The following is a 15,963-nucleotide window of genomic DNA, read 5'->3' on the forward strand; positions in this document are numbered from 1 at the left end:
CCATGAGCGCACCCCGCACCTTATACGACAAGATCTGGGACGACCACGTCGTCAATCGTGACCCGGACGGAACCTGTCTTCTCTATATCGACCGTCACCTGGTCCATGAGGTGACGAGCCCGCAGGCCTTTGAAGGCCTGCGCATCGCCGGCCGTCCGGTTCATTCGCCCACCCGCACGCTTGCCGTCGTCGATCATAACGTGCCAACCACAGCCGACCGGCTGGAAGGCATCAAGAACGAGGAAAGCCGTATCCAGGTGGAAGCGCTTGCGCAGAATGCCAAGGATTTCGGTGTCGAATATTATTCCGAGCGCGACAAGCGTCAGGGCATCGTCCACATCGTTGGCCCGGAACAGGGCTTCACCCTGCCGGGCATGACGATTGTTTGCGGCGACAGCCACACCTCCACCCATGGTGCTTTCGGCGCGCTGGCGCACGGCATCGGCACGTCGGAAGTGGAGCATGTGCTGGCGACCCAGACGCTGATCCAGAAAAAGGCCAAGAACATGCTGGTGCGTGTCGATGGCAAGGTTCCGGAAGGCGTCACCGCCAAGGACATCATCCTCGCCATTATCGGTGAGATCGGCACAGCGGGCGGCACCGGCCATGTGATTGAATATGCCGGTGAGGCGATCCGCTCGCTCTCCATGGAAGGCCGCATGACGGTTTGCAACATGACCATCGAGGGCGGCGCCCGTGCAGGTCTGATCGCGCCTGATGAGACCACCTTCGACTACATCAAGGACAAGCCGCGCGCGCCAAAGGGCGAGACGTTGGAACAGGCCATCGCCTACTGGAAAACGCTGAAATCCGATGAAGGCGCCCATTACGACAAGATCGTGGTGCTGGACGCCGCCAATCTGCCGCCGATCGTCTCCTGGGGCTCATCGCCTGAGGACGTGACGTCCGTCGAGGGCATCGTTCCCAATCCGGATGATATCGAGGAAGAAAACAAGCGTACTTCCAAGTGGCGTGCGCTGGATTATATGGGCTTGAAACCCGGCACGCGCATCACCGATATCGCCATCGACCGCGTTTTCATCGGCTCCTGCACCAATGGCCGTATCGAGGATTTGCGCGCAGCGGCAAAGATCGTCGACGGCCGCAAGGTCGCGCCCACCGTCTCGGCCATGATCGTGCCCGGCTCCGGTCTCGTGAAGGAGCAGGCGGAAAAGGAAGGTCTGGACAAGATTTTCCTCGAAGCCGGTTTCGAATGGCGCGAACCGGGCTGCTCCATGTGCCTTGCCATGAATGACGACCGCCTCAAGCCTGGCGAACGTTGCGCCTCCACCTCGAACCGCAACTTCGAGGGCCGCCAGGGCTATAAGAGCCGCACCCACCTCGTCTCCCCCGCCATGGCAGCGGCGGCGGCCATCGCCGGTCATTTCGTCGATGTGCGCGAGTGGCGGTAATTATCGATAACGTCTGAAACGAAAAACCCCGGATCACAATCCGGGGTTTTTTGTTAGCATCTCATTCCGCAATGATCTTCACCCGCTGGCCGGGCTGAAGCGTGGCGGTGGCGCTCATCGCATTCATCATGCGGAACATGTCGAGCTTGCGGTCGGTCCCCATCATACGTGCGGCAATCGTTGCCACGGTTTCACCGGGCTTGACCGTCACCACGCGCACGCGCAGAGGTTTTAACGATGCGATCTCCTGCGGCGTCATCTTGCGGAAACTCGTTCGCAACACGTTGGCGATGGAATCGAGCTGCGTGTTCCCCTTCGGCACGGCCGTCAGGAAGCGGAATATCTGCTGACCGACACGGATGACGGTAACGTCAAAGTCCCATTTGTCCGCCGTCGCACGGGCTGTCGCAGCCTCCAGACCGTTGATCTGCGTTTCCTTCACGGTTTCCGGCATTAGGCCGGCAACCCAGCCGCTGGTCAAGTAATTGGCAAGAGTGGTCTGTTTCGGATCGGCCACGCCGTCGAAACGGATCGCCACATCGCCCGGACCCGTCGCAAGAACGGCCTCGACCTTGTTGTCGATGACAAAACCTTCCGGCACATCGAAACGGATACCGAGCGTTCCGTGCAGGAAGGTCTGGCCTCGGACATAACCCTCCTGCGGGCTGTCGCCGTAAAGCAGGCCATCTATGCCATCCAGAAACCAGTCGCGACCACGATCCCCGACCTGACCGTCCTGACCGAAGGCGCGGGCATGCCGGCGTGCAAGCTCGATGCGCTGCGGCGTGTTGGGGTGGCTGGAAAGAAAGTCGAGGCTCTGGTCATTTTCGGGATCAGCCGAGGAGAAACGCGCATAGGCTGCCATGGAATCCAGAAACCGCGGCGATGCGAAGGGGTCGTAGCCGGCCTCACCCAACATGCGCACACCAATCACGTCTGCCTGCAATTCCTGCTGGCGCGAAAAAGCCGCAAGCCGCAGCTTGCCGCGCGCAAGCGCCTGCTTGCCGGCGAGATCGCTCGACAGAACCTCGGCGACCACACGGCTTGCAATCACCTCCGCCTCTTCCCGGCGCTGGCGCTCGATGCCGTGGTTTGCGGTAACGTGGCCCATCTCATGCGAAAGCACGGCGGCCACTTCCGATGCATCGTTGGCGAGTGCCAGAAGCCCGCGCGTCACGTAAAGATACCCCCCCGGCAGCGCAAAAGCGTTGATAGCAGGCGAGTTGAGGATGGTGATGCGATAGGATTGCTGCGGATTTTCCGAAACAGCCGTCAGCGCGCCGGCAATACGGGCGACAAGCCGCTCCGTCTTGGCATCACGATATTCGCCACCATAACTCGCCACAATACGCGGATGTTCGCGCGCGCCCATCTGCGCACGGGGATCATTCTTCTGCACCTCTTCCACGGTCTGCGGATTGTCCGAAGGCCGCAAGGTGGACTGGTAGGCCGGGCTGAAGAGAGACTGACACGATGACAGGAATACGGCAGACGCCGTCAGCACGGAACACACGGCAGCCATCCTGCCCGAACGGCGAAGGCCTGAACGGGAGAAAAGCCTCCACTGCGCAGTCATGCTATTTCTCATTCTCTATGCCTGCCTCTAACGTTCCTGATCATCCGTTAATTGCAGACCAGAATAACAGATTCGCCCCAACGAGCCATGAATGTCGAAACGGTAAAAACGATCCATCAAGTCCGGAATATTCCTGAAGAACGCAATAATTCTCGTCTTTTCTCGGGCAACGACTTGAAACTGGCAAGTGCAAATTAAGGCCATTGAAGTTATCTAAAGCGATTGCCAGCGGCACGCGTCGAAAATAAGGCGATCAGCCGTTCAGAAAACTGTCGACCGCCTTCACATTTTGTGTGGCGAAGAAATCTGTGGTCGAGCCCGCATAGACAACGCGGCCACGATCAAGAAAAACCACCCGCTGCGCCAGCTTTTTTATGTCGTCTGGATGGTGCGTAACAATAATCGCCGTATTTTTTGTTTCGGCATGCAAGTCGAGAAGCAGGGAGGTCATGCCCGCCCGCAGCCCCGGATCTAGGGCCGCGAAAGGCTCGTCCAGCAGCATGACCGGTTTTTTCCGGACCAGCGCACGCGCCAGCGCCGCCCTTTGCCTTTCCCCGCCGGAAAGCGTGCCCGGCAAACGTTTGTCAAAACCCGCAAGACCAACGCGTGTGAGCGCCACGTCGATCCTCTGCCTGTCTTCCTCCCCCAGCTTCAGCCCGGGGCTGATGCCGAGCGCGACATTGGTGAAGATATCGAGATGGGCGAAAAGATTATTATCCTGGAAGATCAAGGAGACCGGTCGCTCGGAAGGATCGAGCGCCTTCATGTCCCGCCCGCCGATCAGGACGCGCCCGGAATCGGGCAATTCAAAACCGGCGATGAGATTGAGGAGCGTCGACTTGCCAGAACCGGAGGCACCGACAACGGCGGTCATCTGGCCTTGCGGGAATGCACAATCGAGATCGAAATCCTGCGTTCCGAGCCGCAGCCTGACCTTGTCCAGCCCCACGGCAAATTCGTCACCCGTCATATGCTCGCCCTTGCTGATTGGGATTGCCGTGAAACGCCGCCCGCGGCAAGCAGCAGGCAGACGACGCCAAGGATGAACGCGTATCCGGCGGCATCATTGGTGCGGTAGCTGCCCATATTGCTATAGACCAGCCATGGCAACGTGACGAAATTTTCCGACCCGAACAGCGCAACCGCCCCGAGATCACCGAGCGACAGGGCCATGGCAAAGGAAAACGCCATCAGCAGTGGCCGCCGCAATACCGGCAGATCGGCGAACCGCAGCCGCGTCAATCCCTGAAGCCCAAGGCTGGCGGAGAGCCGGGACGTGCGTAAAAAATGGCTGGTGAAGGCTGGCTCCAGCACCCGCATGGCAAGCGGCAACGCCATCAGCATGTTGATGAGCGCCACGAGAACGGGAGCATAAAAACTGACATCTCCAAAGGGCCGCAGCAACAGGAACCACCCGCTTCCCAGCACGACGGGCGGCACCAGCAGCACCAGCGATGACCCCGCCCCGAGCGTGGCGGACAAAAGGCGCAAGGGTTGAGCCGCGCGCCGTTTGGAACCCACGGCCTGTCGCGCACCGATGATCGCAAAGCAGCAGAGCACGACGAGAGTTGCGGAGAGCGCAGCGATTGCAAGGCTGGTCGCCGCCGCACGCAGGAAGATCGGCGCGGACAAAAGACGCGGCAGATCGGCCCCCAAACCCGAGACGGTTATGGCAACAAGCGGCAGGCCGACCAGCAGAACCGCAAAAATGATTGCCGCTCCGTCCCACAGGCGCGCGCCAACACGCTTGCCGTCGAAACGGCGAACAGGGCGGCCAAGCGAGGCAATTTCCGCCTCGGGCAATGGCAAAAAGGCAAGAAGGCCGAGCAGAACTGCTGTGATTGCAATCTGCAAAACCGAAAGCGCGATTGCCCGTTGCGGATCGAAATCAAACCGCAGCGCCTGATAGATTGCGACCTCAAGTGTCGTTGCCGCCGGTCCACCGCCCAGCAGAAGCACTAGCGTGAAGCTGGTGGCGCACAGCATGAAGACAAGCCCGGCAATACCGGGAACAAGCCGCGAGACGGCCGGCCACTCGATGAAGCGGAAAACCGAAACCGGCCCCATGCCAAGACTTGCCGCCATCCGCCAATATTCGCCCGGAATCCGCTCCAGCCCGGCCAGCATCAGCCGCACCGCAAGCGGCAGATTGAAAAACACATGGGCGACGAGAATGCCGGAGAGGCCGTAAATACTGAAGGGCTGCTCCGCACCGGCAAAAACAAGGGCAGTATTCAAAACACCCTGCCTGCCCCAGATCGTGATGATGCCGAAGGCGCCGACGATGACCGGCAGCCCCATCGGCACAGCCATCAACCTGATAATCCAAATCCGCCCCGGAAAATCCTGTCTGCGGGAGAGCGCAAGCGCCACCGGCAGGCCGAGAACAATGGAAAGAACAGTGGACAACGTTGCCTGATAGAGCGTGAAGCGCAGGATGCGCAGCGTGTAGGCATCCACGATTCCGGCGGCGGATGTGCCGGCATCGAAAGACAGGAGTGCTGAGACAGCAAGCGCCATGAACAGGAAAACGGCGGCAAACGCCGCCGTTCCGCCAATGATCGACCATCTGTAGTCGCGACGCAGCATCATGCGCGGGCGTGCCTCTTGCTCAGTTCATGCTCATGGCCGCAAGCCATTCATCGATCCAGGCCTTGCGGTTCTTCGCCACCTCTTCCGGGTCCATCAGGAAGGTCTTCTGCGGTACGACGAGTTTGGAAAATGCCTCGGGCAGGGGCGTGGACGTTGCCGCGACCGGCATCATCCAGTTGTTTTCCGGAATGGCATCCTGAAATCCTGATGTGAGCGTGAAAGCGAGGAACTGCTTCGCCAGTTCCTTGTGCGGCGCGTTTTTGAGAAGGCCGGAAACCTCGATCTGAATGTAGTGCCCCTCGGAAAAACCCGCGGCCTGATAGCGATCCGTCTTTTCCGAGACCATGTGATAGGCAGGCGACGTGGTGTAGGAGAGCACCATCGGCACCTCACCCTTGGTGAAAAGGCCATAGGATTCCGACCAGCCCGGCGTGACGGTGAGAATGCGCTTCCGGAGCTTCGCCCAGGCTTCCGGTGCCTTGTCGCCGTAAACGGACTTCACCCAGAGCAGCAGGCCAAGCCCCGGCGTGGAGGTGCGCGGGTCCTGAATGGCGATTTTCTGTGAAGGATCGCCGTCCACCAGATCCTTCAGGCTCGTCGGCGGATTTTTTATCGTCTGCGTGTCATAGACAACGGCGAAATGACCGTAGTCGTAAGGGACGAAAACGTCGTCCTTGTAACCGCCCGGCACCTTGGCCGCCGATGCATCGATACCGCTGATATCGAAGAGGCCGGTCTGTTTCGCTTCCGCGACCAGATTGGTGTCGAGACCAACAACGACATCCGCCTTCGACGCCGCCCCTTCAAGCTTCAGGCGGTTGAGCAGCGCCACGCCATCCGCCACACCGACGAAATTGACCGTGCAATTGCACACTTTCTCGAAGGCCTCTTTCACCTTGGGGCCGGGACCCCATTCGGAAACGAAGCTTTCATAGGTGTAGACAGTCAGTTCCTGTCTGTCCTGAGCAGTGGCAAGACCGGGCAGAAACAACGAAACGGCAACGAGGGAATTCAGGAAAAGACGACGGCGCACGGGTATCTCCTCAAAAAACGAAAAGGGAAATAGCCGCTTGCCTTAAGCCGTCTAATCCCTCCGCCGGTATGAACCGGATCAGGTTCTTCGGGTTGGCAAGCCTCTCAGCCTTTTGCACGCAAGCACAAAAGACACCCCGTTAGATCAAGATGATGATGTAGTCCCGCTGTCTCTGATTGGCAAGATGGCTGCCGTCAGGCCTGCTGCACCATGTGCACCAGTTCCCAGACATGGCCGTCGGGATCCTGAAAACTACCGGCATACATGAAACCGTGATCCTGAACCGGTTTCCAGGTGTTGCCACCGGAGGCAAGCGCCGTTTCGATCATCCGGTCGATTTCCTCACGGCTTCCCGCTGTGAGACAGGTCAGGACCTCGGTGCTGCGTGTGGCGTCGGCGATATCGCCATTGATGAAATCGCGAAAACGCTCCTCCTGAAGAAGCATCACGAAGATGTTCTCCTCAACGATCATGCAGAGCGTGCGGTCATCCGAATATTCCGGATTGAAGGTGAAACCGAGAGCCGTGAAGAAGCTTCTCGATGTCTCGATATTCTTGACCGGCAGATTGACGAAGATCATGCGCATTTTCTGAACTCCTCCGAACCCGCACAGGAAACGGCAATTCCGCCTCCCTGTCAAAGGTGGATGAGACCTCAGTCAAGAAATCGCGACCAAGTCACCCTTCAATTTCCTCGCGCAGCATCTCCAGCTCCAGCCATTCCTCTTCCATGGCTTCGAGCTTTTCGCGCAGCTTTGTCATTTCCTGCGCCAGCGTATTGAAGGTAGCCGGGTCCTTGGTGAACAGATTGGGGTCGGCCATGCGCTGCTCACGCTTGGCGATTTCGCCCTGCGCCTTCTCCATCTCCTTTGGAAGGTTTTCGAGCGCAAATTTTTGCTTGAAAGAAAGCTTGCCCTTGGCCTTTGAAGGGTCCTGCGACGCGGAGGCGGAAGGGGTGGTCTTTGCCTTTTCCTGCTTCTCCGCCTTGCGCTTTTCTTCTGCGGCACCCTTGCGTTGCGCCATCATGTCCGAATAGCCGCCGGCATATTCGATCCAGCGTCCATCCGGCTGGTCCGGATTGGCGGGCGCGATTGTGGAGGTGACGGTACGGTCGAGGAAATCGCGGTCGTGGCTGACGAGAATGACCGTGCCGGAAAAGCCCGCAACGATTTCCTGCAACAGATCGAGCGTTTCGATATCGAGATCGTTGGTCGGCTCGTCAAGGATCAGCAGGTTGGTAGGCCGCGCCAGAATGCGCGCAAGAATAAGACGGGCGCGCTCACCACCGGAGAGGTTGCGGATGGGCGTGCGGGCCTGTTCCGGCTGGAACAGGAAGTCCTTCATGTAACCCGTCACATGTTTCAACTCGCCATTGACCAGCAAATTGTCGCCGCGACCGTCGGTGAGGTAATGAGCGAGCGTATCGTTTGGATTGAGATCCTCGCGCTTCTGGTCAAGCGTCGCGATTTCCAGATTGGTGCCGAGCTTTACCGTGCCGCTATCGGGCTGAAGCTGGCCGGTCAGCATCTTCAAAAGCGTTGTCTTGCCGGCACCGTTCGGCCCGACGAGACCGATGCAATCACCGCGATGCACCCGTAGCGAAAACGGCGCGATGATCACGCGCTCGCCGTAAGACTTGGTGATTGCGTCTGCCTCGATGACCAGTTTGCCGGATTCCCGCACCTCCGCAGCCGTCGCCTGCACGCTGCCCTGCGGTCCCTTGTGGCCGCGATAGTCCGCACGCATTGCCTGAAGCTCGCCCACGCGGCGCATGTTGCGCTTGCGTCTCGCGGTCACGCCGTAACGCATCCAGTGTTCTTCACGCTCGATGGCCTTGCCGAGCTTGTGCTGCTCCAGCTCTTCCTCTTCCAGCACCTTGTCGCGCCATTCCTCGAAATGCGCAAAACCGCGATTGAGACGACGGGACTGGCCGCGATCCAGCCACACGGTCGAGGTCGAAACCTTCTCCAGAAAACGCCTGTCGTGCGAGATCAGCACCAGCGCGCTACGCGTCTGCTGCAACTCGCCTTCAAGCCATTCGATGGTGGGCAGGTCCAGATGGTTGGTCGGCTCGTCCAGCATCAGAATATCGGGTTCAGGCGCCATGACGCGGGCAAGGGCCGCGCGCCGCGCTTCGCCGCCGGACAGGCTATCCGGATGTTCCTGTCCCGTCAGGCCCAGATGCTCGAGAATATAGGTAACGCGATAGGGATCGTCGCCAGGTCCCAGCCCCGCCTCGGCATAGGCCTGCACGGTGTCGTAACCGGCAAAATCCGGCGCCTGTTCCAGATAACGGATGGTGGCGGAGGGGTGACGGAAAACCTCGCCAGACTGCGCCTCGACCAGACCAGCGGCGATCTTCATCAGGGTCGACTTGCCCGAACCGTTGCGTCCGACAAGGCAGATGCGGTCGCCCGGCTCCACCTGAAGATTGGCGCCGTCGAGCAGCGGGGTCACGCCGAAGGTCAGCTTGATGTCATCGAGTTTCAAAATTGGGGGTGCCAAGGCGTCAGGCTCCGGTCAGATCATAAGGGCGGGCGAGCACGATGGCTTTTCCGCTTTTCAGCGAGAAATGCACAGGGCCGCCATTCGCGACATTGGAAATAGTGCGGGAAGAGCCGAAAGCAAGCGGGAAATCCTTGAGAGGATAACGCACATTGCCGATATCGAGCCCCACAAGGTCGGTAAACCCGGCAACGGAAAACAGCGCACCGGGTGGCAGATCAAGGTCGAACGACCCTGCCAGCAGCGGGCGGGCCTCCTCTTCGCCGGAGGTCAGCGTAACGTTGAGACCACGCTCAGTAAGCGCCACCGCGTAAAGAAGGTGCTGAAGTGCGTGGTCGCTTCTCGCTCCACCAAGCGCACCGGCAAGCACCAGAGAACGCGCGCCGCGGGCAAGTGCCTCCGACACCGCAATTTCGCCATCGGTCACAGCCTTTGCAGCGGGATAGGGCTGTCGCACCACATCGGGCCAGGCGTCCAGCAGGTCCTTGTCGGTGGAATCGAAATCCCCCACCCAGAGCTCGGGTGTGAGCCCGAGCGGTGCGGCATGGCGCATGCCGCCATCGGCCGCAATCACACGGCTACCCTCAACCGCCGCTTTGAGGCGGTCGGTAACGGTGACATCGCCGCCAAGCAGAATGGTGAAGCGTTCTCTATCCATGCCCTGCCTTATCGCACCTCAGGCAAAAATGGAAAGGCAGAAACCCGATGAAATAAGCCGATATTGATTTTCGTCGGCTTCGGGATTATGAAACGCCTCAGTGGTGATTTGCCGACCGGCTTGCAGCCACTTTAAAGAAGTCGCTAAAGGGTCGAGGAAAAGGGTAATTTCCTGGGACCGGCTGCGATTTCGCTGCCGGTTTTTTTGTTTTCGCAACGTTCTTTACGTCATCCGAAAAGAGAGTTCGACATGCCGATCAAGATTCCCGATACGCTTCCCGCCTTCGACACCCTCGTTCATGAGGGCGTGCGGGTCATGACAGAAACGGCGGCCATCCGGCAGGATATCCGCCCGCTCCAGATCGGGCTTCTCAATCTCATGCCGAACAAGATCAAGACGGAAGTGCAGATGGCGCGCCTCGTCGGCGCATCGCCGCTGCAGGTGGAGTTTTCGCTGATCCGCATTGGCGGCCATCGTGCCAAGAATACGCCGGAAGAGCACCTTCTGTCCTTCTATGAGACATGGGAGGAAGTGCGCCACCGCAAGTTCGACGGTTTCATCATCACAGGCGCGCCCATCGAGATGCTTGATTATGAAGACGTGACCTACTGGAACGAGATGCAAAAGATTTTCGACTGGACGCAAACCAACGTCCATTCGACGCTGAACGTCTGCTGGGGCGCGATGGCCGCCATCTATCATTTCCATGGTGTGCCGAAATACGAACTGAAGGAAAAGGCTTTCGGTGTCTATCGTCACCGCAATCTCTGCCCCTCGTCGATATATCTCAACGGTTTTTCCGACGACTTTCAGGTTCCGGTCTCACGCTGGACGGAAGTGCGCCGCGCCGACATCGAAAAACACCCGGAACTCGAAATCCTGATGGAGTCAGAGGAAATGGGCGTATGTCTGGTGCATGAAAAAGAGGGCAACCGCCTCTATATGTTCAACCACGTCGAATATGATTCAACCTCGCTTTCGGATGAATATTTCCGCGATGTGAACTCGGGCGTCCCAATCAAGCTGCCGCATGATTATTTTCCGCACAATGATCCGGAGCTTGCCCCGCTCAACCGCTGGCGCAGCCATGCCCATCTGTTTTTCGGCAACTGGATCAACGAGATATATCAGACGACGCCTTATGACCTCGAAGCAATCGGCAAACTAGCGGCGTAAATTGCGGGATTGCGAATTGCCGGAAAATGACGCAACGTCCGCCGGCAATTCAAAGATATCGGGAGAATGACGCAATGAGCGACGCGGCGGCACGGGAGAATTTTGGTTTCACGGCAACCGGCGAAAAGGTTGAGCGCGTCACCATCTCGAAGGGCGGGCTGACGGCCAAGGTTATCACCTGGGGCGCCGTCATTCAGGACCTGCGCCTCGATGGGCACCAGCCGCCGCTCGTTCTCGGCTTCGATACATTCGAGGACTACAAATATTCATCCTATTTCGGCGCCACACCCGGTCGCAATGCCAACCGTATCGGTGACGGAAAATTCTCGATCGACGGGCACGAATACCAGCTGGAACTGAACGAAAAAGGCGTCAGCCACCTGCATGGCGGCAGCGACGGGATGGGCAAACGTAACTGGATGCTGATGGAACACGGCGAAAGCCATGCGGTTCTGCAGATCATCGATCCCGACGGCCGCGCCGGTTATCCCGGCAATTGCACGGTGACCGCGACCTATACGATCCGCGACGGCGGCGTGCTTTCGGTGGTCTATGAAACGGTGACCGACCAACCGACCATCGCCAATATCTGCCAGCATTCCTATTTCAACCTCGACGGTGCTGATACCGCACTTGGACATGAGATCAGCATCGCCGCTGACTTTTATCTGCCAACCAACGACAAACAGATCCCGACAGGCGAAATCCGCTCCGTCGAAGGCACCGTCTTCGACCTGCGCCACCCGACGCCGATGCGGCGAACGGAGGATGGCGAGCAGGTGCTCTACGACCATAATTTCTGCCTTTCGCCCGAGCGTCGCGCCAAGCGCAAGGTTGCCCGCGCCTATTCGCCCGCCTCCGACATTACCCTTGAGGTTCACACCACCGAACCCGGCGTGCAATTTTATTCAGCCTTCAAGCTGAATGTTCCCGTTCCAGGCCTCGATGGCCGCCATTATGGCCCCTTTGCCGGTTTCTGTCTGGAAACGCAGATATGGCCGGATGCCGTCAATCATCCCGATTTCCCCTACGCGATCCTGCGTCCCGGCGAGACCCTGCGTCAGGAAACCGACTATATTTTCAAGAAGGGTTGAGACGGCGGGCTGGGCTCAGTCCAGCACGCATCCCACATAACCGCCCGATGCTCGGGCACGCCGTTCGATAAGGCCGGCAAGCCGTTGCAAACCACGCCCCGGCTTGCTGGCAACGCGATCGATGGGATTGGGTAGGGAAACGGCAAGCAGTGCCGCTTGGCGGGAGCTTAGCTTTGCCGCCGGTACCTTGAAATGGTGCTGTGCTGCGGCCTCGATGCCGTAAATGCCGGGTCCCCATTCCGCAACGTTGAGATAAATCTCCATCATCCGTTTTTTGGACCAGACGAAATCGGCAGCAATCGCCAGCGGCAACTCCAGCCCCTTGCGCAAGAACGAGCGACCGTTCCAGAGGAACAGGTTCTTGGCCGTCTGCATGGGAATGGTGCTGGCGCCACGGGTGGACGCGCCTTCGAGCGCGTTGTTGACCACGGACTGCATCTGGTTCCAGTCAACGCCGCCGTGGAAACAGAATTGTCCGTCCTCGGACATCATCACGGATTGCACAAGGCGCGGCGAAATATCCTCGAGCGGCACCCAGCGCCGGTCATAACCCTGAAGTGTCACCAGATCGGCAAGCATCAGCGTCGAGACCGGCCGCATGAAAGGCAGGGCATAAACCGGGATCAGCAGATAGGGCAGGATCAGCAAAGCCAGCAAGGTCATGATGATACGCTTTGCCAACGTGCGAAAATCCACCTTCGGACTGCTCCGGTCTTCCGCCAGCACGGCGTAATCTGCGTCGCTTTCAGGCGTACTGCTCAATATTCGTCAAAGCCCCGCACCAATCGAAGCCTTTCATATTCCATTGCCGCCTTCAAGGCGAGTCCGGTCAAACAGTTGACCTCAGGAATCACGAAAAGGTTGCCTGACCCCGCGCGCCATGCCAAAGAGCGCGGCATGGACGCTCAGATGACGAATTTCGAAACGAAGCTGCGCGATAACGCGGCACAGACCGAATCCCTGCTTGGTCGCCTGCTTTCCGCAGAGGCGCGTGCGGATGAGATTACGCGCCCGCAAAACCTGCTCGACGCCATGCGTCATGGTGTACTGAACGGCGGCAAACGCCTGCGGCCCTTCCTGGTCATAGAAAGCACGGCCTTGCTCGGCGGAAATGCCGAAGCAGCCCATCATGTCGGTGCCGCGCTGGAATGCCTGCATTGTTACTCGCTGGTGCACGACGATCTGCCAGCGATGGATGACGACGACCTGCGCCGCGGCCAGCCGACAGTGCACCGCAAATTCGACGAGGCGACCGCCATTCTCGCAGGCGACAGCCTGCTGACACTCGCTTTCGACATTATCGCATCGGACGAAAATCCTCTCCAGGCAGACCGCAAGGCGGCTCTCGTGCTCTCGCTCGCCCGCGCCGCAGGCATCGGCGGCATGGCGGGCGGTCAGGCGCTCGATCTGGCTGCGGAAAAGAACGCACCTGATGAGACCGGCATTATTACATTGCAGGCTATGAAAACCGGTGCGCTGCTGCGCTTCGCCTGCGAGGCAGGCGCGATCATCGCCGGCAGCGATGTTTCCGAAAGGCAAAGACTGCGCCTCTTCGGTGAAAAGATCGGCCTTGCCTTCCAGCTTGCCGACGATCTCCTGGATCTGACCGCCGATGCCGCCACCATGGGCAAGGCAACCGGCAAGGACGCCGCACGCGGCAAGGGAACGCTGGTGGCACTACGCGGTGAAGACTGGGCGCGCCTCAAGCTTCAGGAACAGGTGGCAGAAGCCTCCGAACTTCTGGCCCCCTACGGCGAAAAGGCCGCGATACTCATCGCGGCCGCCAGATTCATCGCCGAACGGAAAAGCTGAGCCGGTTTCCCGGCTCACCGTTTTTCAGCCAATCAGCCCTTGAGCGGCGAAATCAGCACTTCGACGCGACGGTTCTGGGCGCGGCCATCCGGCGTTGCGTTCGAAGCGATCGGCTGCGAGGGGCCGAAGCCGAGAGTCGAAATACGGCGCTGGTCGACGCCGCGTGCGCCGAGATAGTTTGCAACAGACGCCGCACGACGCTCGGAAAGCGCCTGGTTGTGCTGCTGGCTGCCGGTGGAGTCGGTATGGCCGTTGATGTCGATGAGCGTGCGGTTGAACTTGTTCAGCACGATAGCGACGGAATCGAGTGTCTGATAGAAGGGCGGGATGACCTGATCCTGATCCGTCGCGAAGGTGATGTTCGACGGCATGTTGAGAACGATGCTGTCGCCACGGCGGCTAACGGAAACGCCAGTGCCCTGAAGCTGGGCGCGAAGCTCGGATTCCTGACCATCCATGTAATTGCCGATTGCGCCACCGGCGAGTGCACCGATGCCGGCGCCGATGAGGGCTGCGTTGCGGCGACCGACCGGCGAACCGCCGACAGCCAGACCACCGAGAGCACCGACGACAGCGCCGATACCAGCGCCGCCCGCCGTGTTCGACATCTTCTGCTCACCCGTATAGGGATCGGTGGTGGTGCACGCGGAAAGATAGGTCCCGCAAAGGGCAACGATCGCGATTTTTTTGATCATGTGTTTTGATGCTCCGAAGGGTTCAGGCGGTATGACAGTGGAATTTCGGCATTTTCACGGTAGTTTTTACTCCGCCGCATCTTTCCGGCCAAAACGCTTTTCGATGTAATCGATCACAAGCGCTTCAAAATCCGCGGCGATGTTGGGACCGCGCAGGGTGAGCGCCTTCTCGCCATCGATGAAGATCGGTGCAGCGGGGCTTTCGCCGGTTCCGGGCAGTGAAATGCCGATATCGGCATGTTTGCTTTCTCCGGGGCCATTAACGATGCAGCCCATGACAGCAACATTGAGCGCTTCCACACCGGGATATTTTTCACGCCAGATCGGCATGTTCTTGCGAATGTCATTCTGGATATTCTGGGCAAGTTCCTGAAAGACGGTAGAGGTGGTGCGCCCGCAGCCGGGACATGCCGCAACCACCGGAATGAACTGGCGGAAACCCATGACCTGCAGCAATTCCTGCGCCACCTGCACCTCGCGGGTGCGGTCGCCGTTCGGCTCCGGCGTCAGCGAGACGCGAATCGTGTCGCCAATACCGTGCTGCAGCACATAACCCATGGCAGCAGACGAGGCGACGATGCCCTTGGAACCCATGCCGGCTTCGGTAAGACCGAGATGCAGTGCATGGTTGGAGCGTTCCGACAGCATCGAATAAACGGCAATCAGGTCCTGTACCTGGCTGACCTTGGCAGACAGTATGATGCGGTTGCGCGGCAGGCCGATTTCTTCGGCAAGCTCTGCGGAAATCAGTGCCGACTGGACGATGGCTTCGCGGGTGACCTGACGGGCAGAGAGCGGAAAATCCTGCTCCTTGTTCTTGTCCATCAGCGTCGTCAGCAATTCCTGATCGAGCGACCCCCAGTTCACGCCGATGCGAACCGGCTTGTCATAACGGATCGCCATTTCGACGATTTCGCCGAACTGCTTGTCCTTCTTGTCCTTGAAGCCGACATTGCCGGGATTGATGCGGTATTTCGCCAGTGCTTCGGCACAGGCCGGATGATCGGCCAGAAGCTTGTGGCCGATATAGTGGAAATCGCCAATCAGCGGCACGTCCATGCCAAGGCGCAGCAGCCGCTCGCGGATTTTCGGCACAGCGGCAGCGCTCTCATCGCGATCGACGGTGATGCGCACCATTTCAGAACCGGCCTGGAAGAGTGCCGCCACCTGCTGCACGGTGGCGTCGATATCCGCCGTGTCGGTATTGGTCATGGATTGTACGACGACAGGCGCACCGCCACCCACGATGACGCCCCCTACGTCGACGGCAACGGATGCACGGCGGGGCTTTGGATCGTAATCGGCGTGTGACGTCATGGCGGTCTCTGGAGCTTGCGGCAAGGTCTGGCAATTGAGGTGAAACAAGGGGGCCTGCTTGTCAACACCCAACGCATAAGAGCTTCTACTTTA

The 15,963-nt window shown here is 59.2% G+C and carries 14 protein-coding genes and 2 riboswitches; of the genes, 4 read left to right on the forward strand and 10 right to left on the reverse strand.

All coding sequences use genetic code 11. From position 1 onward, the window contains the following. Positions 1-2 precede the first annotated feature (2 nt). Entirely contained in the window at positions 3-1,412 is a 1,410-nt protein-coding gene (gene leuC, locus GH784_RS07110; protein ID WP_153793301.1) for a 3-isopropylmalate dehydratase large subunit, read from the forward strand. Positions 1,413-1,473: 61 nt separating this feature from the next. Here leuC and GH784_RS07115 read toward each other — a convergent pair whose 3' ends face one another. The 7 genes from GH784_RS07115 to GH784_RS07150 all read right to left on the reverse strand — a co-directional run bounded on the left by GH784_RS07115 (position 1,474) and on the right by GH784_RS07150 (position 9,776). Further along, on the reverse strand, positions 1,474-2,934 hold the full coding sequence (locus GH784_RS07115; protein ID WP_025594597.1) for a M48 family metalloprotease: 1,461 nt from the start codon (positions 2,932-2,934) through the stop codon (positions 1,474-1,476). 307 nt (positions 2,935-3,241) lie between these two features. Continuing rightward, a complete protein-coding gene (locus GH784_RS07125; protein WP_065705155.1) occupies positions 3,242-3,958 on the reverse strand; it encodes an ATP-binding cassette domain-containing protein in 717 nt (238 codons plus the stop codon). Next, positions 3,955-5,580, reverse strand: coding sequence for a thiamine/thiamine pyrophosphate ABC transporter permease ThiP (gene thiP / locus GH784_RS07130; RefSeq protein WP_065705153.1), 1,626 nt, complete (start codon positions 5,578-5,580; stop codon positions 3,955-3,957). The genes GH784_RS07125 and thiP overlap by 4 nt, the downstream gene beginning before the upstream one ends. Before the next feature lie 19 nt (positions 5,581-5,599). Beyond that, positions 5,600-6,613 carry a thiamine ABC transporter substrate binding subunit gene (gene thiB / locus GH784_RS07135; protein WP_065705150.1) on the reverse strand — a complete coding sequence of 338 codons (1,014 nt, stop codon included), beginning with the start codon at positions 6,611-6,613 and terminating at the stop codon, positions 5,600-5,602. A gap of 38 nt (positions 6,614-6,651) precedes the next feature. Beyond that, positions 6,652-6,762: riboswitch (TPP riboswitch) on the reverse strand. Positions 6,763-6,807: 45 nt separating this feature from the next. Next, positions 6,808-7,200, reverse strand: coding sequence for a VOC family protein (locus tag GH784_RS07140; RefSeq protein WP_065705148.1), 393 nt, complete (start codon positions 7,198-7,200; stop codon positions 6,808-6,810). Between the two features lie 91 nt (positions 7,201-7,291). Beyond that, positions 7,292-9,118: an ABC-F family ATP-binding cassette domain-containing protein gene (locus GH784_RS07145; RefSeq protein ID WP_065705146.1), complete on the reverse strand. Its 1,827-nt coding sequence runs from the start codon at positions 9,116-9,118 to the stop codon at positions 7,292-7,294. A gap of 4 nt (positions 9,119-9,122) precedes the next feature. Beyond that, positions 9,123-9,776, reverse strand: a complete 654-nt coding sequence (locus GH784_RS07150; protein ID WP_025594605.1) for a thiamine diphosphokinase — start codon at positions 9,774-9,776, stop codon at positions 9,123-9,125. 90 nt (positions 9,777-9,866) lie between these two features. Next, a riboswitch (SAM riboswitch) is annotated at positions 9,867-9,943 on the forward strand. Between the two features lie 82 nt (positions 9,944-10,025). Between GH784_RS07150 and metA the strand changes: the two genes are divergently transcribed. Continuing rightward, the gene (metA, locus tag GH784_RS07155; protein WP_003516567.1) at positions 10,026-10,952 is read left to right on the forward strand and encodes a homoserine O-acetyltransferase MetA; all 927 of its coding nucleotides are present in this window, start codon (positions 10,026-10,028) and stop codon (positions 10,950-10,952) included. A gap of 74 nt (positions 10,953-11,026) precedes the next feature. Next, the gene (locus tag GH784_RS07160; RefSeq protein WP_065705144.1) at positions 11,027-12,046 is read left to right on the forward strand and encodes an aldose epimerase family protein; all 1,020 of its coding nucleotides are present in this window, start codon (positions 11,027-11,029) and stop codon (positions 12,044-12,046) included. A gap of 15 nt (positions 12,047-12,061) precedes the next feature. On the opposite strand, the gene mtgA is transcribed toward GH784_RS07160, so the two are convergent. Beyond that, positions 12,062-12,808, reverse strand: a complete 747-nt coding sequence (mtgA, locus tag GH784_RS07165) for a monofunctional biosynthetic peptidoglycan transglycosylase (protein ID WP_003516563.1) — start codon at positions 12,806-12,808, stop codon at positions 12,062-12,064. A gap of 135 nt (positions 12,809-12,943) precedes the next feature. Between mtgA and GH784_RS07170 the strand changes: the two genes are divergently transcribed. After that, positions 12,944-13,858 carry a polyprenyl synthetase family protein gene (locus GH784_RS07170; protein WP_065688696.1) on the forward strand — a complete coding sequence of 305 codons (915 nt, stop codon included), beginning with the start codon at positions 12,944-12,946 and terminating at the stop codon, positions 13,856-13,858. A gap of 32 nt (positions 13,859-13,890) precedes the next feature. Here GH784_RS07170 and GH784_RS07175 read toward each other — a convergent pair whose 3' ends face one another. Both GH784_RS07175 and ispG read right to left on the reverse strand, forming a co-directional pair. Next, positions 13,891-14,553, reverse strand: coding sequence for an OmpA family protein (locus GH784_RS07175; RefSeq protein WP_019566011.1), 663 nt, complete (start codon positions 14,551-14,553; stop codon positions 13,891-13,893). Between the two features lie 66 nt (positions 14,554-14,619). Further along, positions 14,620-15,870 carry a flavodoxin-dependent (E)-4-hydroxy-3-methylbut-2-enyl-diphosphate synthase gene (gene ispG, locus GH784_RS07180; RefSeq protein WP_065705142.1) on the reverse strand — a complete coding sequence of 417 codons (1,251 nt, stop codon included), beginning with the start codon at positions 15,868-15,870 and terminating at the stop codon, positions 14,620-14,622. Positions 15,871-15,963 lie beyond the last annotated feature (93 nt).

Source organism: Agrobacterium tumefaciens, assembly GCF_009649785.1.
GTDB lineage: Bacteria > Pseudomonadota > Alphaproteobacteria > Rhizobiales > Rhizobiaceae > Agrobacterium > Agrobacterium tumefaciens.